We start from the raw sequence: 21,010 nt of genomic DNA, 5'->3' as shown, positions 1-21,010 counted from the left end.
GCGCCAGCCAGCGCGGCTTTTTTCTTTGTTACGTCGCCATCGTGGCCGGCATGAACGCGGACACGGGCCGCGGGTTGGAAACCCACTCGGCCATGAGGCCGCGCAGCACGTCGGCGGTGGTCATCGCGTGCGCTTCAGCGGTCGTCTCGAACGCTGTACGCAGGCGTTCCGACGTACGCACGCTTACAACCGCGAGTTTGTCGTTGGGACGGGTGCGTTCGGTCATGTCTGCCTCCTGAAATGAAAAAGCCCTCCCTGGCGGTTTTGGCCGGGGAAGGCTTCGGTCATGGCCGCGTCCGCGGCCCTTGGTCAACGTTGAGGCGCGCGTGCGCGCCGGCTACCAACCTACTAAATCAGGTACCGTCGAGCATGTCAACATGCGTAAGCGAACGTGGTCGCTGCGCGCGTGGTGGATCGACGCCGCCCTCCGCGACGGCGCGGTAGCGACCGGACCAAGGGGCCTCCGGCCCCGTTGCTTTTGACGTTGCAATCGGGCGGCAGGACGACGTCCGGGCAGTTTTTTTGCCCGGACGGCCTGGACGTCGTCGGAGCCTTGCTGGGCAAGGGTTTGCGGGGACCACGTCCGGGGTACCCTTTAGCCCGGACGTACCCCGGACGGCCGCAAACCCTTGCTGGGTAAGGCTTTGCGGGGACCACGTCCGGGCTATGGGCTTTTTCTCAAAATATTCCACGTACGCGCACGCACGCGCACGCACGCGCAATCGATTTTCGGCAAAACATGGCGTACCCCGGACGTCGTCCGGCCAAACCCTTGCTGGGTAAGGGTTTGCGGCCGTCCGGGGTACGTCCGGGTAAAGCGCCTGCCCGGACGTGCTCCTGTCAAACGCTTGCTGGATAAGGGTTTGACGCCGTCCGGGCTCGTCCGGGGTAAAGCCCGTGGATTTTTCACCCGGACGGACGCAAAGCCTTGCTGGCATTGGGTTTGCGGTCGATCGTCGCAACATTTCGATCAAGTTCGATGTATTTTTCGAGCGATGGCTTTTCAAATATCCAAGTTGATCGAAATGATCTGCAGCCGCCTCGCGGAACCCCAAAAAACTGGGCGCGTTCCGCGCCGGCCGATCCGCTTGCGCCCGTTGCTGGCGACGTGGCGATGCCGGGCCGCAAAAAAAGCCGGGCATGGCCCGGCTGCGCTGCGGCGCCCTGCGTCCGGTCAACCCTGCCTGCTCTTCCCGCGTGGCAATGCCGCGAGGCGCGCAGCGTCCCGGCGCAAGTTGCGCACGGCTCGCCAGTCGCTGGGCGTGAGCGGGTACGACATCGCGCGCCCGTTGGGCGCTATGACCTTCGGGTGCTTGCCGCGGCCCTTGGTCTGGTGCGTCCAGCCGTCTCTCACCAGGCTGGCGATCGCCGCGTGCATGTCTTTGTCGCTGCTGAAATGCTTGCTCATGTGCTTCTCCGGTTGTCGGTGGGTTGGGAAAAAACTGCCCCGACGAACCGGGCATTTGCCGGGCTTGCCTCCCGGCGTGTCGCGTGTGTGGTGTTGCGGGTACTTCTGCTGCGGGTCGAGTCGAGCGTCAAGTTTCGAGCGCAGGACTCCGGTTAGCCCAGCGTCATGTACAGCGCGAACGCGGCGTCGAACGGCAGCAGGTTCAGCACCACGTCGTCCGGCTGGCGCTCCTGCACGCGGCTCGCGGCCGGCAGGACGTGGTCTTTCGGCATGACCTTGGTGGTGAGCACGGCGCTCTTGCCGCCGTTGCGCACGTCGCCCGGCGCGACGACGACGACGCGTTTGTTGAGTTGCTTGCGCAGGTCGGCCTCGTCGAGGGAACGGTTGACGATCGACTCGATCGCCAAGCCGTCTTCGTAGTACGTGCCACCGTCCGGTACCACGGCGACGTACCACGCCCGCAACGCGGCCTCTTCAGCGGCGTTGATCCAGTCCACACGCGCCGTTCCGCCGTCGCCGTAGTCGTTGAACGTGGCGATCTTCACGCCGTTGCGAAACAACGTGCCGCTGTACGCCCAGCCTTGGCGCCCCTCGGTCATCCGGCCGGTCTTGGCGGTGTAGTGGTCGCTGCTGCTGAACGTCGCGGCGGCCTGGCTGGTCTTGCTGGTCTTGCTCTTCATCGTGCTTCTCCAGTTGGTTGGTTGGACTGCGTTTGCTGCGTTGGGAAATGCCCCGACCAACTCGGGCCTTCGATGGGCTTGCCTCCCATCGGGTCGCGGAGAGCGCCGTAGCGCGGTGTTGCGGTTCAGTCGATCGTCATGCCGGCCGCTTCGGCGATGGACCAGAACAACTCGTTGCGCTCGCGCAGTTCTGCCAGGCCGCCGCTGCCCAACTCGGCGATCACCGCGGCGTGCTTCAACTGCTCGACCGTGACGTGGAACTCGTCGGCGACGTTGCGCCGCTCGGCTTCGCACGCCACTTGGTACTCCGGCTGGTCCTCGGGCTCCGGCGTGTCGAACGCGTCGAGCCGGTCGGCGTTCTCGTCGCGCCAGTCGTCGCACCACTGGTCCATCGTCGCGGCGTACGTGTCGTGCGCGGCGATCAGCGTGTCGAGGTAGCCAAGCGGCAGGCCCGCGAGGACGGCGAGCGCGCGGTCCAATGCGGCCTGCTCGTCCGGGTCGTTGATGTAGAGCGGGTTGATGTAGAAGTACGTCATGGTGTGGTTCTCCAGAGCGGTGGATGGATCAGTGCGTGGCGGCCGTGGCGAGGCCCAGTTCGACGCGGCGTTGCTCGACGAGCGACCAGCCCCGGTAGTTGTCCATGAGCACCGCGGCATGGCCCAGAAGGTCCGTGCTCACACCGAAAGCCTCGGCGACCTCGTCCATCAAGCGGTCGCAAGCCGGCAGCCATTCGTCCGACGCTTGCGCGAGGTCCATGCCCTCATCGTGGGCTTCGTCCCATTCTTCTCCCTCGTCCTCGATGTCAAAGCGAGCGTCCGCGTAATCGGTGGCCCAGTCCTGCAGCCATTCGTCGGTGGCTTCGTCGTAAGCCTTTTCGGCGTGGTACAGGCGCTGGCGCGTGTCGTCGTCCAACACGGCGATGATTTCGAGGGCTTCCTGCTGGCCGGGGTAGGTTTTGGTGGTGCTCATGGCGTAGTAGTCCTAAATGGTGTGATGGGTGGTGGTATGTATCAAACAAACCATTTGTATCAATGCAGGGTGGCACCTCCCTTCATGGCCTCGATCGGTACGGCCATGACCATCGTGTTCTTGCCCGGCTTTTCGCCGGTCATGAGTTCAACGACGCGGTGCATGACGGACGGCATGGACATCGCGCGGTCGCTGGCACCGCGAGCACGGCCGTACGTGAGCACGTCGCGGCTGTACTTGTTCACGACCTCGACAACGACCGTGCGGCCACGCTTCTTGACGCTGGCTTGCATCGTTTCAGCGTCTTCGCCGCGTGCATCGGCGGCTTGTTCGAGCAAACGGATCGCGTCCTTGATGTCCTTTTTCAGGGCGCGCGAGAGGTGGGGGTTGCTCAACGCCATGCGTGCGCAGTCGATCAGCGTGAACGGGCCGTTGCCGAGCATGATGGTTTCGACCTGCAGGCTTGCACCGGCCTCGAGCAGCAGGCGGACCGCCGCGGTGTTCCCGTACATCACGGCGCCGTACAGCGCGGTGAGGCCGCTGGTGCCGTTGGGCGTCCCGAACGTGACGTGTACGAGCGGGACCGGCGACGGTTCGGCCAGAATGGCGGAAACCGCCGCGTGCTTGCGCGCCTCGATCGCGTCGAGCAACGCGCAGTGGCGGGCGGTGATGGCCTCATGCTGGGCGTCGGTGAAGCCGGCGAGGATGTCGTCGAACGACGACGACGTGGTGGTGATGCGATGCGACATACGGCACCTCCTTTAGAGGGTTGGTCGAGTTCCGGCGCGTCACCGTGAGGTGCCGGGTACTGCAAAAGGCAATGACGTACAGGCCACGCCGCAAGGGCGTGCCGCAATGACGTGCTGTTGCCTCTCGACCAACTAGAGGTGCTGCTGTTACGACCGCCGGCCCGTGCACAGGCCGCCGGCTGCTGGGCTTGCGTTCGCCCAAATCCGAGTCGCGTGGGTGCGCCTCACGGCGCGCTGGCGCTGCTCTGCCAGCCCCGCGGCGTCGCTGGTGGACGTGGCGGTGAATGGACTGTACGCGCCTGCGTAAGGGCCGTACAAGCGGTTTTTTCAGGGGTTCGTGGCCCGTCCAGGGAAGTACCGGGTTTTACCGGGAAGTGTCGGGAACGGCCGGGGCCAGTCGGGAAAGCCCCCACGATGTGTAAGGGCTTTTCCGGCCTCAATCGCGCTACGTGGGGGACGTGTTGAGCAGGGCGCGCAGTTGTTCGAGCACGGCCGGGTCGGAGGCGGCGCGCGCTTTGAGCAGGTCGAGCATGGCGCCCGTGTCGCTCGCCGGCACCGGGGCCGCGCCCGGCACGAGGATGCCGCAAAGGCCGAAAATCTTGCGCTCGTGGGCCTCGGCCGCCGGGCGCAGGGCGTTGATCCGGGCGTCGATGTTGACGTACGACAGCGTGATTTCGCTGTCCTCCTCCGCCACGTGGTTGAGCGCTTGCTTGACGAGGCGCGTGTCGGCCCGGGTCGAGGCGTCGCCGCCCACGATGAGGCTGTACATTTCCCCGCCGTACGAGCGCCGCAGGTCGTGCAGGGACACGTAGGTGCCGGACTGCTCGCTGGCGAGGTCGAGCAGGGACTGGACGCCTTGAATGTGCCCGCTCTTGGCCGTCCGTCGTTCGGTCGGGAACACGTACTCGCTCACGGGGATCGGTACGCCACGCCTGGCCCGCTCCACGTCCCGGCCGCGGGGTGCCGCGTTGGCCGCGATGCGCTCGCGCAAAAGGGCCTCCAGCCCGGGGCACAACGGCGCGTAGTGCACGCGCTTGTTCTTCGCCCGGTCTTCGGTGACGCGTATCCATCGCTTTTCAAAGTTCACGTCATCGACCCGGAGTGCCAGCGCTTCCATTTTTCGGAACCCCAGGCAAAGCGTGGTGATGATCGCGTCGGCCATCACCGCCCGGGTCCACGGGTGGCCGGTCTTGACGGCCGTTTCGGCGTTGCGCTGGGCGGCGATGAACCGCAACCAGGTCTCGCCCGCGGTCTCGTTCGTCGGCAGGTACCGCTGCGAGCGCTTCGGCTTGGGCAGGGCCGTGTCTTGGCTCTTCAAAAACTCGTCGAACACGTGCACGTCCGGCGTCTCGCTGCTCGGCAAACGGCCAAACGCGGCCCGGCTGTACCTCCAGACTTTGATCGCCGTTGAATCGCCGTGCTTCCTGCGCACCGCCCCGATCAGGTCCGCGAGGTCGTTCACGGTCACGTCCGCGACGGGCTTGGACCAAATCGGTTGCGCCTTGACGACTTTGATGGTGTTTTTGCGATCGCGGGCGGTGTTGTGGGTGTCCGCCTTGCCCTCCGCCGCCTGCTCGGCCGATCGGCGCTCGGCGTCGCGGGTCATCATCACGCCGAACGTGAGTTTTTCGAGGCTGTGGCGCTCCTGCGTCCGGCGCTTGGCGTCTTTGACGAGGTGGTTAGGGTCGATGCCTTGGTCGATCTGCGCCAGCGCCAGCACGGCCTTGTCGCGGGCCTTGGTGAGCGCCGTGGTGGCGAAGTCGCCGCATTTGAACCGGCACACCCGCCCGGCCAGTTTGCGCTCGGCGTACCACGTGCGCGCACCGGCGCGGGTCAAGCGCAACGCAAAGCCCGGTTGCCGGGCGTCGCGCACGAAGTAATCGAGCACGCCGGGCGCCACCGGCTCGGTGATGAGCGCGCCGCCGTCGTCCACGCCGATCGGTCGTTGGTCGAACGGCAAGCGTGCGATCGCCTGCACGGTCTTTTCGGTGAACGGGATTTTGCCGGCGTGGCCTTTGGCGGTGGTCATGGTGGGGTCGAGGGCCGTGGGAACAGACTGCAGGATACACAATCATCATGTATCCCGTGTATCCTTTGTGTATCCGGCTCACCCCGAAAAAGGCCGGTATTTCCCGGTGAACTGCCTAGTTTTTAATCACCGTTAGGCGCCCGGTTTCGAGGCTGGACGGGTGCCCCGTATTCACTCGAAACGCCCTGTACGCGCCATTTCCATGAGGCGGGCGATGCGTTCCTCGGTGGCCGGGTGGGTGCTGAACAGGTTGGCGATACCACCACCGCTCAAGGGATTCATGATCATCATCTGCGCCGTGGCCGGATGCTGCTCGGCCGCCTCGAACGGAATACCCTGCGCATAACGATGAATCTTGTCGAGCGCCATCGCCAGCGACTGCGGGTCGCCGGAGATTTCCGCGCCGCCGCGGTCCGCCTCGAATTCACGCGCGCGCGAAATCGCCATCTGGATCAGCGAGGCGGCCAACGGCGCGAGGATCGCCACGGCAATGCTCGCGATCGGATTGGAGGGACGGCCGTTCTCGTCGCGCCCACCGAAGAACATGGCGAAGTTGGCGAGCGCGGAAATCGCACCGGCCATCGTGGCGGAAATCGTCGAAATGAGAATGTCGCGATGCTTCACGTGCGCCAGCTCATGCGCCATCACGCCGCGCAGCTCTCGATCGGAGAGCACACGCAAAATGCCGGTCGTGGCAGCCACGGCCGCGTTCTCTGGATTGCGCCCGGTCGCGAACGCGTTGGGCGCGTCCTCGTTGATCAGGTAGACCTTCGGCATCGGCAGCCCGGCACGCTGCGACAACTCACGCACCATGTTGTAAAACTGCGGTGCGCTCGTCTCGTCGACTTGCTGCGCGTTGTACATGCGCAGCACCATCTTGTCCGAGAACCAGTAGGAAAAGAAATTCATCGCCAGCGCGAACGCCAGCGCGAGCATCATGCCCTGCCTGCCGCCGATCATGCCGCCCACCACCATGAACAACGCGGTGATGGCCGCCATCAGCAGGGTGGTCTTCATCCAATTGAACATGGTGTTCTCCTCTGCAAATCTTGATGACCCGAGGAAACCACGCACTTTGCGTGTCCTCGGGCGTTAGATGGTGCCAGTCGTCAAAAATTCAACGGCAGCGGCGTTCGCATCGATACTTTTCAGACGTTCGCTGGAATTTCCCGCCGATTCCGTGACGTTTTACGATTTTTCCGTACGGTTTCAATGAACAGAACGGTCGATTCGGTCGATATTACTTCGCCGGCGGGTGGCCTGCCGCGAAAACATCGCCGGGCGCCAGTGCGAACCCCGCGAGGAATTCACGTACCGGCAGACGTTTGCCGCCCGGCTTCTGGCACTCGGTCACATGAAGCGCGCCCGCCCCGCATGCGACGACGATCGCGTCGGCGCTCACGTCGAGAACGGTGCCGGGGGCAGCCCCCGGCTTGCCCGCCACGGCGCACGCGCGCCACAGCTTGACGGGGGTGTCGTGCACTGTGCCGAGCGCCCCCGGGAAAGGATCGAACGCCCGGACCTGGCGCGCCAGTCCCTCGGCGGGTTTGCGCCAATCGAGCACCGCTTCCTGCTTGGCGATCTTTTCCGCGTAGGTCACCCCGGCGTCGGGCTGGGCAACACTCGGCAGATGCCCGTCGCGCGCGAGCTGACGCAAGGCGTCGACGATCAACTTGCCGCCAAGCGCCGCCATGCGGTCGTGCAGCGTCGCCGTGGTGTCGTCCGGGCGGATGGGCTCGGCCTCGCGCAGAATCATCGCGCCGGTGTCGAGGCCGGCGTCCATCTGCATGATAGTGATGCCGGTCTCGGCGTCGCCCGCCTCGATGGCACGATGGATCGGTGCCGCACCGCGCCAGCGCGGCAACAGCGAGCCATGAATGTTCAGGCACCCGTATCGAGGCAGATCGAGCACTTCCTGCGGCAGGATCAGGCCGTAAGCGGCCACGACCATGACATCGGGTGCCAGCGCGCGCAGTTGTTCGATGGCGGCCGCGGCTTCCTCCGGAAACTTGCCGTTACGGCGCAGCGACGCCGGCTGCGACACCGGCATGCCATGCGTCTGGGCGTATCGTTTGACCGGACTGGCGTGCAGCTTCATGCCGCGACCGGCCGGACGATCCGGCTGAGTGAGCACCAACTCGACAGGGAAGTCAGCGGCGTCGATGGCGGCAAGCGCGGTTTGTGCGAATTCCGGCGTACCGGCGAAGACGATGCGAAGCGTCATGGCGAACTTCCTTGGGCTAACGCGATAACTTATTTGACGGTGCCGGCGGCGGACGCGGCCACCGCAGTCGAAGGCGCCACGAAGGCGCGGAAGCGCTCGTTGGTATCGCCTGCACGGCCGCCCTGCCAGATCTCACGCCAGCCCTCCGGCGCGGGGATGCGCGCGTTGGCCTTGTCGAGCACCAGCAGCACGTCGCAGCGCGACGCATCCGCCAGATCCGGAAGCTGTACCGGACGCACGTCGATGAAATAGTCGAGCATGGCGCGCTCCGACTCGCCGACGTTGAACGACCCGACGCATCGGGTCGCCAATGGCGTGCCATGTGGCGCCGCATGGGCAAGCGACTCACGCAGTCCCTCGAACGGCGTGCGGTAGCTGCGAGCCTCGTTGATCCAGGGCAGCAACAGCGTGGAAAGCGTTCCCCAGACGAACATCAGCCCGGCGAAACCGAAGACCAGGGCACCGAGCTGACGACGGTGCACGATGGCACTCACCCACAACGCGGCGACGACAACCGCCGCGAGCACCAGCCCCGGCGAGAACGGCAGCACGTAATCGAGGGGCAGCCACTTGCCGATCGGGCCCGCGGCGACGTGCCCGTTCCCGGTCAGTTGCAGCCCCCAACGCACCCAGAGGAACAGTCCCAGCGCACTCATGAGCACGAGCGCCACGCCCGACCACGCCTTCTCGAGCCACGTTGGCAAGCGTGCGTTCGCACCCAGCACCGCGATAGCCGGAAAGAGCGGCAACATATAGATGTCGCGAATGGCCGACGACGCGACGAGCGTCGCCACGAACAAGCCGGCGTACAGCCAGAGCATGGCCTGCTCCGGAAAATCGATCACGTAACGCCGTAACCCGCCGCCCTGTCGCAGTTGCGCGATCAGCGCGCCCAGCGCGAGCCAGCCCGCCGGGAAGGTCAGCCCGATCAGGCTCGCGAGATCGCTGCCATAGGTCGTGCGTGCCCCGCCGAGATGGACAAAGCCGAAGAACCGACCGAAGTTGTTATCCCAGAACCACTCAATGAAAAGTGGCTCCGAGGCATGCCAGAACAACGCAGGCCAGATCACCAGCCACGGCAGCGACGCCAGCACCGCCCAGCCGAGCGCCCCCGCATAGCGGCGCGTGCGATACGCCGGCACGGCGAGCACGACCAGTGCGGTGAGACCCAGCACACCGGGCACCAGCAGGCCCTTGCTCAGAAAGGCAATACCGGCGCCCGCGCCGAACAGGAGTCCCCACAAGCGCGACGAGTTCTCGGCTTTCGCCAGACGGGCCAGCGCCGCCAGCGCGAGCGCGGCGCCTGCAAGTTGCGGCACATCCGCCGTCAGTTTGTGAATGTTCTCGATGGCCCCGAAGCTGCCGACCATGAGCATGGGCGCGAGCCAGTTGAATGTGTCCGCATTTTGCGTATTCGCAGGGCCGTAGAGGCGTTGCGCCAGCCGGCCGACACAGATCACCGCAATGACCAGCCAGGCGAGCACCGCGAGCTGGGCCGCATCGAAGACCGGCAGCACACCGGACGCCAGCCGAGCGAAGAACGCGCCCGTCCAGTACATCACGGGGGGCTTCTCCACGAACGGATCGGCGGCCACGTGCGGCACGACCAGATCGTGGCCGCGAAAGAAGTTGAGCACCATGCCGACGGAATACGGCTCGTCGGCTTTCCAGGGGTCGCGGTCGAACAGGCCCGCCAGCAGGAAGGCGAACAGGAGCGCGGCGCTCAGCCAGTAGATCGTGCGGGTGCGGGAGGACGACGAAGCGATGGCGATGGACATCTCGGCAAACAGTCGGGAGTTGGCCCGACGGCAGACGTTCGATGACGCCCCGTCGCAGCGGCAGAAAGCGGACACACGCGCCCGCGAGCGCTGCAAGTATAGAGGACTTTACCGGCCGCGCCCACGCTGGGCGCCGCCGGAGTGGTTCAGGCGCGTTCGACCTGTTTTTTCATCTTTTGCTTGATGCGGTTGCGCTTGAGCGGCGAGAGGTACTCGACGAACACGCGGCCCTTGAGGTGATCCATCTCGTGCTGGATGCACACGGCGAGCAGGCCGTCGGCGTCCAGTTCGAACGCCTCACCCTGCTCGTTCAGGGCGCGCACGCGCACGCGGTCGGCGCGCTCGACTTCGTCGTAGATGCCGGGCACCGAGAGGCAGCCCTCTTCATAAACCTTCTGTTCGTCGCTGCGCCAGACGATCTCGGGATTGATGAACACGCGCAATTCGTCGCGCGTTTCCGAGAGATCCATCACGATGACTTGCTCGTGCACGTCGATCTGCGTGGCCGCGAGGCCAATGCCGGGGGCGTCGTACATGGTCTCGGCCATGTCCTTGACGAGCTTGCGGATCCGATCGTCGACCTTGGCAACCGGCTTGGCCACCTTGTGCAGACGCGGATCGGGATATTGAAGAATTGTCAGTAATGCCATGATGAAAACGGGAATTCGCCGCATTGCCCTGCGAGTGGCCGTGAACGCACAATCCTGCGATGGCAGCTGCGTCGCGATGCTCGCGCCGCAGGGGATATCCGCCTTGGCCCCCCGGTCAATGCTTACCGGATGATGAAAAATTTTAGCATAGCGCCCCTCTCGACGCTGACGGCGGGCCACGCGCGACCCGCCCGAGCCTCTTGCGCCGAGCCCTGTCCCGAGGCCCGTTCTGACGTCATGTCCCGCGAAAGCGCCCTTCACACCGACGCCACGCACGATAGCCCTCATATCGGGGCCGACCGCGCGGAAATCAAGGACTGGCTGCGGCTGTGCCACACGCCCGGGGTACCCCCGGCTGCGGTACGGCGTCTGCTGAGGGCATTCGGGGTGCCTGAAGCGATCTTCCGGGCGTCGCGCGCCAGGCTCGCTGGCGTGCTGCCGGACACGCTCGTGGACAGGCTGCTCGCGCCGATGTCCGCCGAGTTGACGGCACAGATCGCCGGTACCGTCGACTGGGCCAGTCGTCCCGGGTGTGCGGTCGTCACGTTGTCCGAGCCAGCCTACCCGCGTGAGCTGTTGACGCTTGGCGACGCCCCCCCAATCCTGTATTGCCGCGGCGATGCCGGTCTGCCAAACCGCGCCGGGGCCATTGCGGCGGCGCTTGTCGGCAGCCGCCGCGCCACGCCGCAGGGACGCGACAACGCGCGACACTTCGCCCGCGCGCTCGGCGACGCGGGCGTGACCGTCGTGTCGGGGCTGGCGGCCGGCATCGACGCTGCCGCGCACGAAGGCGCGCTCGAGACGGCGGGCGGCACCTGCGCCGTCGTGGGCACGGGGCCTGATCTCGTCTACCCGACGCATCATCGCGACTTGGCCGAGCGCATCGCTGAGCGCGGCCTCGTGCTGTCCGCGTTCCCCGTGGGCACACCACCGCGTGCCGATCACTTCCCGCGGCGCAACCGGCTGATTGCCGCGCTCGCACGGTGCACCGTGGTCGTCGAGGCCACCACGCACTCGGGATCGCTGATCACAGCACGTCTGGCAGGCGATCTGGGCCGAGACGTGCTCGCCGTGCCCGGCTCGATCCACGCGCCGCAAAGCCGCGGCTGCCACACGTTGATCCGCGACGGTGCCACGCTCGCGACATCGCCCGACGACGTCTTCGAAGCCTTGGGCATTGCGCCGCCCGCACCGAGCGTGGAAACGCTCCCCCTGTCGGACAGGGGAAGCGCGGGAAATGCGCGCAAAAGCGCACGTGGCGGACAGTCCCGTGTATCGAGGCGCCCGCCGTCCGACGGCGCGGCGACCGATCTATTCAGCATGGCCGAGACCGTGTGCGCCAGTGGCCCACCGACGGCCCGCGCCACCGTGGCGACGCCCACCGCCGCGCCCCCCGGCATGGCAGCGGTCCTGGAAGCGCTGGGGTATGATCCGGTCAGCGCGGACACCCTTTGCGGGCGCACCGGCCTGGGGATCACCACCGTGCTTGCGCATCTGAGCGTGCTTGAACTCGACGGCCGGATCGCCCGACTGCCCGGCGGACGGTTCGCCCGGCAGACCGACCGGGGCGTGCGCTAGCGAATGCCCGGGTCGCCGAGGCCGATGCCTGAAATGCGCCGGTCGCCGCTGCGCCCCCTCCCAATTCCGAGATACCGACATCACCGACACCATGCCCGTTTTCGATCCTGTGGCCGACCGCTCCGCGCTGGCTGCCGCGCTGGCCGATGGCAACACGCGTCTCGTGGCCTGCATGTGCGCGGCGTGGTGCGGCACCTGCCGCGAGTATGCGCAGGCGTTCGAGCAATTGGCGGCCCGCCATCCGGCGCTGTGCTTCGTCTGGGTGGATATCGAGACGCACGCCGACTGGCTCGACGATCACGACATCGAGAACTTTCCGACCCTGCTCGTTCAGGATGCGCAGCAGCCGGCGGGACAGGCCCGTTTTTTTGGCCCAGTGCTGCCGGCCGTCGGCATTCTCGAGCGTATGCTCGACGCGCGAGTGCTGGGCGACGCGACGGTGGCCGCCCCTGCGCTGCGCGAGCACCTGCTTGCCGGATAGCCCCGTCGGAGCCGACCGGCAAGCGCATCAGGCAAAGCGCGACGCCGTGTCGCAGCGGTGGGGCCGCGCCGCCGGGCCTGCGCTTGCCGCCGGCTTGCGACGCGCTTATGATGTGCCGCTTTCAGGCATGCCTTGTGCCCGATCCGACGGCAACGCCGGACTGGCTATATGTTATAAAGCCAACGAATGTCGCTTGCCGACGCCCCCTCACCATTACCTAACGTCATGTCAAAAGCTCTGATCATTGCCGAGAAACCGTCCGTCGCGAATGACATCGCGCGGGCGTTGGGCGGCTTTACCAAGCATGACGAGTACTTCGAGAACGACGACTACGTCGTCTCGTCGGCGGTTGGCCACCTCGTCGAAATCGGCGCGCCGGAAGACTATGAAGTCAAACGCGGCAAGTGGAGTTTCGCCAACCTTCCCGTGATTCCTCCGCATTTCGACCTCAAGCCGATCGCCAAGAGCGAGTCGCGTCTTAAGGTGCTCACGCGGCTCATCAAGCGCAAGGACGTGGACGTCCTGATCAACGCCTGTGACGCGGGACGCGAAGGGGAACTGATTTTTCGCCTGATTGCGCAACACGCGAAGGCGAAGCAGCCGGTCAGGCGGCTGTGGCTGCAATCGATGACGCCGCAGTCGATTCGCGACGGCTTCAGTCGCCTGCGCAGCGATGACGACATGCTGCCGCTGGCCGACGCCGCGCGCAGCCGCGCCGAAGCCGACTGGCTCGTCGGCATCAACGGCACGCGCGCCATGACCGCGTTCAACAGCAAGGGCGGTGGTTTCTTCCTGACGACCGTCGGTCGCGTGCAGACGCCGACGCTGTCGATCGTGGTCGAGCGCGAAGAGAAGATTCGCAAGTTCGTGTCGCGCGACTACTGGGAAGTGCGCGCCGATTTCGTTGCCGCCTCAGGCTTCTACGAAGGCCGCTGGTTCGATCCGAGCTTCAAGCGCAACGAATTCGATCCGGAGCAGCGCGATTCGCGTCTGTGGAGCGTTGCGGCGGCCGAGTCGGTCGTGGCGGCGGTGCGCGGCAAGCAGGGCACGGTCACGGAAGAATCGAAGCCGTCGACGCAACTCTCACCGCTGCTGTTCGACCTGACGAGCTTGCAGCGCGAGGCTAACGGCCGCTTCGGTTTCTCTGCCAAGAACACGCTGGGTCTGGCGCAGGCGCTGTATGAAAAGCACAAGGTGCTGACGTACCCGCGTACCGACGCGCGCGCGCTGCCGGAAGACTATCTGGCCACCGTCAAGGAGACGATGGCCGTGCTCAAGGAGAGCAACAACTACCATCAGTTCGCCAACCAGATCCTGAGCAAGGACTGGGTCAAGCCGAACAAGCGGATCTTCGACAACAGCAAGATCAGCGATCACTTCGCCATCATCCCGACGCTGCAGGCGCCGAAGAACCTCTCCGAGCCGGAACAAAAGCTGTACGACCTCGTCGTCAAGCGCTTCCTGGCGGTGTTCTTCCCAGCGGCCGAGTATCAGGTGACGACCCGGATCACGGAAGTGGTGGGCCATCACTTCAAGACCGAAGGCAAGGTGCTCGTCAACGCCGGCTGGCTGGCCATTTACGGCAAGGAAGCGCAGGGCGACGGGAAAGACGGCAAGGAAGAGCAGCCGAACCTCGTGCCGGTCGCGAAGGACGAGAAGGTTGGCGTCGACAAGGTCGAATCGGTCGGCCTGCAAACCAAGCCTCCGGCACGGTACAGCGAAGCGACGCTGCTCTCGGCGATGGAAGGCGCGGGCAAGCTCGTTGAAGAGGGCGAGTGGCGCGAGGCGATGGCGGGCAAGGGTCTGGGGACCCCGGCCACGCGGGCGGCCATCATTGAAGGGTTGCTGACGGAAAAGTATCTCGTGCGCGAAGGCCGCGAGTTGCATCCGACCGCCAAGGCCTTCCAGTTGATGACACTGCTGCGCGGGCTCGGCGTGGACGAACTCACGCTGCCCGAACTCACGGGCGAATGGGAAGCCAAGCTCTCGCAAATCGAGCGCGGCGGCCTCAAGCGTGACGAGTTCATGCACGAGATCGCGCAAATGACGCAGACCATCGTCAAGCGCGCGAAGGAATACGACTCGGACACGATCCCGGGCGACTACGCCACGCTCACCACGCCGTGTCCGCATTGCGGCAGCGTGGTCAAAGAGAACTATCGGCGCTTCGCGTGCACGAGCTGCGCCTTCTCGATCTCGAAGATCCCGGGCGGGCGTCAGTTCGAAATCCCGGAAGTCGAGGACTTGCTCAAGAACAAGACGATCGGACCGCTGTCGGGATTCCGCAGCAAGATGGGCCGTCCGTTCTCGGCCATTCTCAAGCTCTCGCCCGACGACGAGATGGGATACAAGCTCGAGTTCGACTTCGGCCAGGACAGCGGCGACGAAGACGGTGAGGCCCCCGATTTCACGGGACAGGAGCCGGTCGGCAAGTGTCCGAAGTGCGGCGGAAACGTGTTTGAGCACGGCATGCGTTATGTCTGCGAGAACGCCGTCGCCAGCCCGAAGACTTGCGACTTCACGTCGGGCAAGGTGATTCTCCAGCAGGAAATCACGCGCGAGCAGATTCACAAGCTGCTGACCGAGGGCAAGACGGATCTGCTGACGAGCTTCAAGTCGTCGCGTACGGGGCGAACGTTCAAGGCGTATCTGGCCAAGCAGAAGGACGGCACGATCGGCTTCGAATTCGAAGCCAAGGCACCAAAGAAGACGGCTGCGAAGGCAGGCGACGCCGAGGCTGACGGCAAGGCCGCCCCGGCGCGCAAGACGGCAACGAAGACCGCGGCGGCGAAGGCACCGGCCAAGAAGACAGCGGCCCGGAAAACGACGGCCAAAGCCAAGCCGGTCAAGAAGGAAGCCACGTCCGGCGCGTCGGACAATGCTGCCGTCGAGGACGAGGATCCGCCGTTCTAAGCGGATCGAGCACGACATCGCCCGGTTGTCGCCGGGCAATGAAAACGGCCACTTCCTTGCGGGAGTGGCCGTTTTTTCACGTCGCGAAGCGCACTACGTCACACCGAAATGCCCGTGGTCGGTGCGCTCGGCGACGGGATCTTGGGGGGCACCCAGCGTTCGGCCGCCGAAATGCCTTCGTTCTGGCGGAAATACTCGACGGTGAGATCAATGAAACCGCGCGTTTTGGCCGACAGATACTTCCGGCTGGGATAGACGAGCGAGACATCGACCGGCGTTTGCGAGTAGTTGCGCATCAGCGCGACGAGATCGCCGTCGCGCACATCGTGCCCCACGAGGTATGACGGCAGGAACGCAATGCCGTGCCCCAGCAGCACCGATTGACGCAGCAGCGCCGTGTTGTTGCAGATGAACTTGTTCTGCACACGCACGCGCACCTCGCCGTCCGGGCCGGAAAACACGCGGTCTTCGCTCCAGATGTCATTCGGCAGACCGAGCACGCCGTGCTCGCCTAGCTCTTGCGGTGTAACCGGTTCGCCATGCTCGGCGATATACGCCGGCGAAGCACACAACATCACGCGCGTCTCGGCGAGCACGCGTGATATCAGACTTTCGCTGTTGATCATGCGCGTGAGCAGAATGCCGCAGTCGTAGCCCTCTTCCACCAGATCGACCGCCCGGTCGGTCAGCGCGAGATCGACCACGACCTTCGGGTGCAACTCCTGGTATTTCTTGACGAGCGGTGCGAGGTTGCGCAGACCGAACGACACCGGCGCAACGACCTTCAAGGTGCCTTTCGGATCGCGTGAGGCGCTGGAGATGAGGGCGTCGGCCTCGTCGACTTCGTCGATGATCTGCCGGCAGCGTTCGAGATACACCTGCCCGGCACCGGTCAGCGACAGACTGCGCGTGGTGCGATTGAGGAGGCGAACACCGAGATGCGATTCCAGTTCGGCGACGTGCCGCGTGACCACGGCGGCCGACAGGTCCATCTGGGCAGCCGTACGGGCAAAGCTGCCGTTGTCGGCCACTTTGACGAAAACGCGCATCGATTGCAGACGATCCATAGTGTTTCCAATCGTGATGTGCCGCGTCGTACTGGCAAGGACAAGCATGGGCGGGCCGGCCATTCACCGGCGCTGCGCGTACCCGCGGGCACCGGTCGGACCCCCGCCCCGGATCGTTCCGGGATGGGCCGTGCGTGCCGCCAGGGCTGTCGACACGGCGGGGAGACTTCAATAAGGCGCTAGCTTACCGTAGGCAGCCGAAACTTGCCTGACGTGGCAACGATTTTGGTGCATGACCGCCCTGTGACATGCGCCTCCGGGCACCGGGATCCGCGACAGATGCGGGAATTCACTCGACGTCGTCAGCCATCACGTCTGCTTCGCGCCACTTTCGCGCCGTGAGCCGGGTGTTTGACGCAGGTCAGGGCGCGGCGTTCGCAGCGCCGCTACAGTCCTCTATCACCTACTGTTACAGGCCGCGTCATGACTCCGCTCCGCCTTTCGTCGACGCCTTGCGCCAACGCCGCAGCCCCCAGCGAACCGCACGCCGGTACGCCATGTCCCGGCTGTGCGTCGCGGACGTCGGCCGAGGGCCACGGGCATTCACGATGCGGCACGCCGCCGGCGCCGCGAAACACCGCGGCCCCGTCCGCCCCGCTTCACTTCGATGCACAACTGCTCGCCCGTTACGACGTGAACGGGCCGCGCTACACCTCGTACCCGACGGCACTGCAATTCCGTGACAACTTCGGCGCTGACGACTACGCGCGTGCAGCCGCGCAGTCCAAGCGCACTGGCAAACCGCTGTCGCTGTATGTCCACGTGCCGTTCTGCGACACGGTGTGCTTCTACTGCGCGTGCACCAAGATCGTCACGCACAATCGCGCTCACGCGCAGGCCTACGTTGAGCGCCTGCATATAGAGATCGCACGCCAGGCGTCGCTGCTCGGCGCCGGGCGCGGGCTCGCGCAGATGCATTGGGGCGGGGGCACGCCGACGTTCCTGTCGTTGGAACAGATCGCCTCCCTTGTCGAGGCCATCAGCCGCCATTTCGTGATGACGCTCGACGACAGCGCCGAGTACGCCATCGAAATCGACCCGCGCAGTGCCGGCCCGGCATCAATCCGCGCCTTGCGCTCGCTCGGGTTTAATCGTCTGTCCATCGGGGTGCAGGATTTCGATCCCCGTGTCCAGGCGGCGATTCATCGCGTGCAGCCGCGCGCGCTGGTCGAAGCCACGCTCGACGCCGCGCGAAGCTGTGGTTTCCGGTCGGTCAACTTCGATCTGATCTACGGCCTGCCGTATCAAACGCCCGAATCGTTCTCGAATACGCTCGACGCCGTGATCGAGATGGCGCCGGAGCGCCTCTCGGTCTTCAGCTACGCGCATCTTCCGCAACAGTTCAAAATGCAGCGCTGCCTGCCCGATGCCCTGCCGGACGGCCCGCAAAAGCTGGCGCTGTTGCAGACGATCATTGCCCGCCTGAGTGCAGCGGGCTATGTCTATATCGGCATGGATCACTTCGCGCGGCCTGACGATGAACTCGCCCGTGCGCAGGCCGCCGGCAGTCTGCATCGCAACTTCCAGGGTTACAGCACACGGGCCGATTGCGACCTCGTCGGGGTCGGCATGTCGGCCATCGGCCGGGTGGGGGATAGCTACGCACAGAACGCCAAGACCCTGAAGGCGTATTACGAAGCCATCGATGCCGGCGGACTCGCCATCGCGCGTGGTGTGCGACTCGATGACGACGACCATATCCGGCGCGACGTCATTTCGCGCCTGATGTGCCACATGTCGCTGGAATTCGCGCCCCTCGAACACGCTTACGACATCCGCTTCGCCAGCTATTTTGCGAGTGAGCTGGGCGAGTTGGCCGAACTGGCGGCCGATGGTCTCGTGGCCATCGAGGCCCACGGACTGCGCATCTTGCCGGCCGGACGCTTGCTGGTTCGCGTCGTCGCCCAGGTTTTCGATCGCTATCGTCGCGGCAACGCTCACTCGCGATGCGCAAAAGTGATGTGAGCGCAGCGCGGTTCGGCGCATGAAAAAACGCCCGGTGAAGTGCTCACCGGGCGTTCTCACTTTCTGGGTTGACGAGACTGACGAGGCGATTGAGGCCAACGACGCCTCAGCAGCATCGTCCGCCGCCTTTGCCGCCGTAGCGCGCTTCCTGCCGTTCCCGGAAGAACGCCTCGTAGCTCATGACCGGCTGATCCGGGTGCGTGGCCTGCATATGTGCGACATAGGTGTCGTAGTCGGGCAGGCCGACCATCAGACGCATGGCCTGCCCCAGATACCGGCCCACCTTACCGACTTCATCGAGCATGGCGTCGCCCCCGGTCTCAAACCTGACGACCGGTCGGCATCGGCTCGAACGGCGTTTCGCGAGCCGTCGGCTTGTTGGCCTGGCGTGCCACGAGGATGGTGCGTACGCCGAAGATCGCCACGGATACGACCACGAACATGAACACGCCGGAGAGCGTTGCATCGACGTAATCGTTGAACACGATCTGCTGCATCTGCGCGACCGACTTGGCCGGCGCGAGCAACTTGCCGTCGGCGAGCGCCGCCTGATAATTCGCCGCGTGCGCCAGGAAGCCGACCTTCGGATTCGCATCGAACATCTTCTGCCACCCGGCCGTGAGCGTGCAGGCCAGCAGCCACAGCGTGGGCAGGACCGTCACCCAGGCAAAGCGCTCGCGCTTGAGCTTGTAGAGCACGCACGTCGCGAGGATCAGCGCGATCGCGGCCAGCATCTGGTTGGAGATACCGAACAGCGGCCACAGCGTATTGATGCCGCCCAGCGGATCGACCACGCCCTGGTACAGGAAGTAGCCCCACGCAGCCACGCACAGACCGGTGGCGGTCAGGTTCGCGGGCCACGAATCCGTGCGCTTGAGCGACGGCACGAATGTCCCCAGCAGATCCTGCAGCATGAAGCGGCCGGCACGCGTGCCTGCATCGACCGCCGTCAGGATGAACAACGCTTCGAACAGAATCGCGAAGTGATACCAGAACGCCATCATCGCTTCGCCGCCGACCACCTTGTGCAGGATCTGGGCCATGCCGACGGCGAGCGTCGGCGCGCCACCGGCACGCGAGATGATCGTGTTCTCGCCCACGGCGTGTGCGGTGGCGGTGAGCACGTCCGGCGTGATGGCAAAGCCCCAGCCCGAGACGACGTGCGCCACGGCTTCGGGCGTCGTACCGATCACGGCGGCCGGGCTGTTCATCGCGAAATACACGCCCGGATCGATCACCGAGGCCGCGACCAGCGCCATGATGGCCACGAACGACTCCATCAGCATGCCGCCGTAACCGATGAAGCGCGCGTTGAGTTCGTTATCGAGCAGCTTGGGGGTGGTGCCCGACGAGATCAACGCATGGAAGCCGGACACGGCCCCGCACGCGATCGTAATGAAGAGGAACGGGAACAACTTGCCCGACCAGACCGGGCCGCTGCCGTCGACGAACTGCGTGAGCGCGGGCATCTTCAGCTCGGGTGCGACCACCAGAATGCCGATGGCCAGCGCCATGATCGTGCCGATCTTCAGGAACGTCGACAGATAATCGCGCGGCGCAAGCAACAGCCACACAGGCAACACCGATGCGACAAAACCGTAACCGATCAGCATCCACGTGAGTTGCTTGCCGTCGAACGTGAACAGCGGCGCAAAGGTGGCGCTGTCGTGCACGTTCTGGCCGAAAAAGATCGCGGCCATCAGCATCACGAAGCCGATGATCGACACTTCCCCGATGCGACCCGGACGGATGTAGCGCGTGTAGACGCCCATGAACAGCGCGATCGGGATCGTCAGTCCGACGGTGAACGTGCCCCACGGCGAACCGGCCAGCGCCTTGACCACGATCAGCGCCAGCACGGCCAGAATGATGATCATGATGAGGAACGCGCCGAACAGCGCGATCACCCCGGGAATCATGCCGAGTTCGGACTTCACGAGATCGCCCAGCGAGCGGCCGTCGCGGCGCGTGGAGATGAACAGCACCATGAAGTCCTGCACTGCGCCCGCGAACACCACTCCGGCGAGAATCCACAGCATGCCCGGCAAATAGCCCATTTGCGCGGCGAGTACCGGGCCGACGAGCGGTCCCGCGCCGGCAATGGCCGCGAAGTGGTGCCCGAACAGCACATAGCGATTGGTCGGCACGTAGTCCAGGCCGTCGTTATGGCGCCAGGCCGGCGTCATGCGCGAGCCGTCGAGTTGCGCGACGCGCGTCGCGATGAACTTGCTGTAGAAACGATAAGCGATCAGATACACGCAGACAGCCGCGATCACGATCCAGAGTGCGCTGACGGTTTCGCCGCGCGATAGAGCCACCGTGCCAAGCGCGCAAGCGCCGACGACGGCCACCGCTGCCCAGGGCAGTTGTTGCCAGATGCGATTCATTGTCTCTCCTCGGAACTGCCTCCTTCAGGCAGCAACCCGGGACCGCGCCGTTGCGGCACTGCCCCGCCTCTTGACCCGGCACCATGACGGCACCGTGGAACGTGGCTCGCTGCACGCGCCCCTCTTTCGGGG

At 65.2% G+C, this 21,010-nt stretch carries 18 protein-coding genes; 4 read left to right on the top strand and 14 right to left on the bottom strand.

Annotated features, from left to right (window positions below; genetic code table 11):
* Positions 1-28: 28 nt before the first annotated feature.
* The 11 genes from PCE31106_RS00490 to def form a co-directional block, all read right to left on the bottom strand.
* Entirely contained in the window at positions 29-226 is a 198-nt protein-coding gene (locus tag PCE31106_RS00490) for a hypothetical protein (protein ID WP_150562024.1), read from the bottom strand.
* Positions 227-1,174: 948 nt separating this feature from the next.
* Complete coding sequence (locus PCE31106_RS00485) at positions 1,175-1,408, bottom strand: hypothetical protein (protein ID WP_131753357.1); 234 nt, start codon at positions 1,406-1,408, stop codon at positions 1,175-1,177.
* A gap of 152 nt (positions 1,409-1,560) precedes the next feature.
* On the bottom strand, positions 1,561-2,088 hold the full coding sequence (locus PCE31106_RS00480; protein ID WP_150562023.1) for a hypothetical protein: 528 nt from the start codon (positions 2,086-2,088) through the stop codon (positions 1,561-1,563).
* A 125-nt stretch (positions 2,089-2,213) separates the two neighbouring features.
* A complete protein-coding gene (locus PCE31106_RS00475) occupies positions 2,214-2,624 on the bottom strand; it encodes a hypothetical protein (protein ID WP_150562022.1) in 411 nt (136 codons plus the stop codon).
* Positions 2,625-2,652: 28 nt separating this feature from the next.
* Positions 2,653-3,057: a hypothetical protein gene (locus tag PCE31106_RS00470; RefSeq protein WP_150562021.1), complete on the bottom strand. Its 405-nt coding sequence runs from the start codon at positions 3,055-3,057 to the stop codon at positions 2,653-2,655.
* Positions 3,058-3,116: 59 nt separating this feature from the next.
* Positions 3,117-3,806 carry an ankyrin repeat domain-containing protein gene (locus PCE31106_RS00465; protein ID WP_150562020.1) on the bottom strand — a complete coding sequence of 230 codons (690 nt, stop codon included), beginning with the start codon at positions 3,804-3,806 and terminating at the stop codon, positions 3,117-3,119.
* 445 nt (positions 3,807-4,251) lie between these two features.
* A complete protein-coding gene (locus tag PCE31106_RS00460) occupies positions 4,252-5,835 on the bottom strand; it encodes a tyrosine-type recombinase/integrase (protein ID WP_150562019.1) in 1,584 nt (527 codons plus the stop codon).
* A gap of 171 nt (positions 5,836-6,006) precedes the next feature.
* Positions 6,007-6,864 (bottom strand): zinc metalloprotease HtpX, encoded by an 858-nt coding sequence (gene htpX, locus PCE31106_RS00455; RefSeq protein WP_150562018.1) that lies wholly within the window; start codon positions 6,862-6,864, stop codon positions 6,007-6,009.
* 211 nt (positions 6,865-7,075) lie between these two features.
* Positions 7,076-8,059, bottom strand: a complete 984-nt coding sequence (gene fmt, locus PCE31106_RS00450; RefSeq protein WP_150562017.1) for a methionyl-tRNA formyltransferase — start codon at positions 8,057-8,059, stop codon at positions 7,076-7,078.
* 29 nt (positions 8,060-8,088) lie between these two features.
* A complete protein-coding gene (locus PCE31106_RS00445) occupies positions 8,089-9,837 on the bottom strand; it encodes an ArnT family glycosyltransferase (protein WP_150562016.1) in 1,749 nt (582 codons plus the stop codon).
* A gap of 146 nt (positions 9,838-9,983) precedes the next feature.
* On the bottom strand, positions 9,984-10,487 hold the full coding sequence (gene def / locus PCE31106_RS00440) for a peptide deformylase (RefSeq protein ID WP_026131609.1): 504 nt from the start codon (positions 10,485-10,487) through the stop codon (positions 9,984-9,986).
* A 237-nt stretch (positions 10,488-10,724) separates the two neighbouring features.
* Here def and dprA point away from each other — a divergent pair, with 237 nt between their 5' ends.
* The 3 genes from dprA (at position 10,725) to PCE31106_RS00425 (ending at position 15,459) form a co-directional block, all read left to right on the top strand.
* A complete protein-coding gene (gene dprA, locus PCE31106_RS00435; RefSeq protein WP_150562015.1) occupies positions 10,725-12,065 on the top strand; it encodes a DNA-processing protein DprA in 1,341 nt (446 codons plus the stop codon).
* A 91-nt stretch (positions 12,066-12,156) separates the two neighbouring features.
* Positions 12,157-12,546 (top strand): thioredoxin family protein, encoded by a 390-nt coding sequence (locus tag PCE31106_RS00430; RefSeq protein WP_150562014.1) that lies wholly within the window; start codon positions 12,157-12,159, stop codon positions 12,544-12,546.
* Positions 12,547-12,771: 225 nt separating this feature from the next.
* Positions 12,772-15,459 carry a DNA topoisomerase III gene (locus PCE31106_RS00425; RefSeq protein WP_017233788.1) on the top strand — a complete coding sequence of 896 codons (2,688 nt, stop codon included), beginning with the start codon at positions 12,772-12,774 and terminating at the stop codon, positions 15,457-15,459.
* Between the two features lie 98 nt (positions 15,460-15,557).
* Here the strand turns inward: PCE31106_RS00425 and PCE31106_RS00420 are convergent, their stop codons facing one another.
* The gene (locus tag PCE31106_RS00420; protein WP_017233789.1) at positions 15,558-16,526 is read right to left on the bottom strand and encodes a LysR family transcriptional regulator; all 969 of its coding nucleotides are present in this window, start codon (positions 16,524-16,526) and stop codon (positions 15,558-15,560) included.
* Positions 16,527-16,949: 423 nt separating this feature from the next.
* On the opposite strand from PCE31106_RS00420, the gene hemN reads away from it, so the two are divergent.
* Positions 16,950-18,491, top strand: coding sequence for an oxygen-independent coproporphyrinogen III oxidase (hemN, locus tag PCE31106_RS00415; protein WP_254440869.1), 1,542 nt, complete (start codon positions 16,950-16,952; stop codon positions 18,489-18,491).
* A 106-nt stretch (positions 18,492-18,597) separates the two neighbouring features.
* Here hemN and PCE31106_RS00410 read toward each other — a convergent pair whose 3' ends face one another.
* On the bottom strand, positions 18,598-18,795 hold the full coding sequence (locus tag PCE31106_RS00410) for a YbdD/YjiX family protein (protein ID WP_017233791.1): 198 nt from the start codon (positions 18,793-18,795) through the stop codon (positions 18,598-18,600).
* Positions 18,796-18,811: 16 nt separating this feature from the next.
* On the bottom strand, positions 18,812-20,878 hold the full coding sequence (locus tag PCE31106_RS00405; RefSeq protein WP_017233792.1) for a carbon starvation CstA family protein: 2,067 nt from the start codon (positions 20,876-20,878) through the stop codon (positions 18,812-18,814).
* Between the last annotated feature and the right edge of the window lie 132 nt (positions 20,879-21,010).

It is taken from the genome of Pandoraea cepalis, from assembly GCF_902459665.1.
GTDB classification, from domain to species: domain Bacteria; phylum Pseudomonadota; class Gammaproteobacteria; order Burkholderiales; family Burkholderiaceae; genus Pandoraea; species Pandoraea cepalis.
Note: the sequence above shows the minus strand (reverse complement) of the source record. Positions and strands in the feature narration are given on the sequence as shown.

Excerpts from the sequence above, each read along its gene's own strand:
- PCE31106_RS00490 (WP_150562024.1), bottom strand. The coding sequence starts at position 226 with ATGACCGAACGCACCCGTCCCAACGACAAACTCGCGGTTGTAAGCGTG.
- PCE31106_RS00485 (WP_131753357.1), bottom strand. The coding sequence starts at position 1,408 with ATGAGCAAGCATTTCAGCAGCGACAAAGACATGCACGCGGCGATCGCC.
- PCE31106_RS00480 (WP_150562023.1), bottom strand. The coding sequence starts at position 2,088 with ATGAAGAGCAAGACCAGCAAGACCAGCCAGGCCGCCGCGACGTTCAGC.
- PCE31106_RS00475 (WP_150562022.1), bottom strand. The coding sequence starts at position 2,624 with ATGACGTACTTCTACATCAACCCGCTCTACATCAACGACCCGGACGAG.
- PCE31106_RS00470 (WP_150562021.1), bottom strand. The coding sequence starts at position 3,057 with ATGAGCACCACCAAAACCTACCCCGGCCAGCAGGAAGCCCTCGAAATC.
- PCE31106_RS00465 (WP_150562020.1), bottom strand. The coding sequence starts at position 3,806 with ATGTCGCATCGCATCACCACCACGTCGTCGTCGTTCGACGACATCCTC.
- PCE31106_RS00460 (WP_150562019.1), bottom strand. The coding sequence starts at position 5,835 with ATGACCACCGCCAAAGGCCACGCCGGCAAAATCCCGTTCACCGAAAAG.
- htpX (WP_150562018.1), bottom strand. The coding sequence starts at position 6,864 with ATGTTCAATTGGATGAAGACCACCCTGCTGATGGCGGCCATCACCGCG.
- fmt (WP_150562017.1), bottom strand. The coding sequence starts at position 8,059 with ATGACGCTTCGCATCGTCTTCGCCGGTACGCCGGAATTCGCACAAACC.
- PCE31106_RS00445 (WP_150562016.1), bottom strand. The coding sequence starts at position 9,837 with ATGTCCATCGCCATCGCTTCGTCGTCCTCCCGCACCCGCACGATCTAC.
- def (WP_026131609.1), bottom strand. The coding sequence starts at position 10,487 with ATGGCATTACTGACAATTCTTCAATATCCCGATCCGCGTCTGCACAAG.
- dprA (WP_150562015.1), top strand. The coding sequence starts at position 10,725 with ATGTCCCGCGAAAGCGCCCTTCACACCGACGCCACGCACGATAGCCCT.
- PCE31106_RS00430 (WP_150562014.1), top strand. The coding sequence starts at position 12,157 with ATGCCCGTTTTCGATCCTGTGGCCGACCGCTCCGCGCTGGCTGCCGCG.
- PCE31106_RS00425 (WP_017233788.1), top strand. The coding sequence starts at position 12,772 with ATGTCAAAAGCTCTGATCATTGCCGAGAAACCGTCCGTCGCGAATGAC.
- PCE31106_RS00420 (WP_017233789.1), bottom strand. The coding sequence starts at position 16,526 with ATGGATCGTCTGCAATCGATGCGCGTTTTCGTCAAAGTGGCCGACAAC.
- hemN (WP_254440869.1), top strand. The coding sequence starts at position 16,950 with ATGACTCCGCTCCGCCTTTCGTCGACGCCTTGCGCCAACGCCGCAGCC.
- PCE31106_RS00410 (WP_017233791.1), bottom strand. The coding sequence starts at position 18,795 with ATGCTCGATGAAGTCGGTAAGGTGGGCCGGTATCTGGGGCAGGCCATG.
- PCE31106_RS00405 (WP_017233792.1), bottom strand. The coding sequence starts at position 20,878 with ATGAATCGCATCTGGCAACAACTGCCCTGGGCAGCGGTGGCCGTCGTC.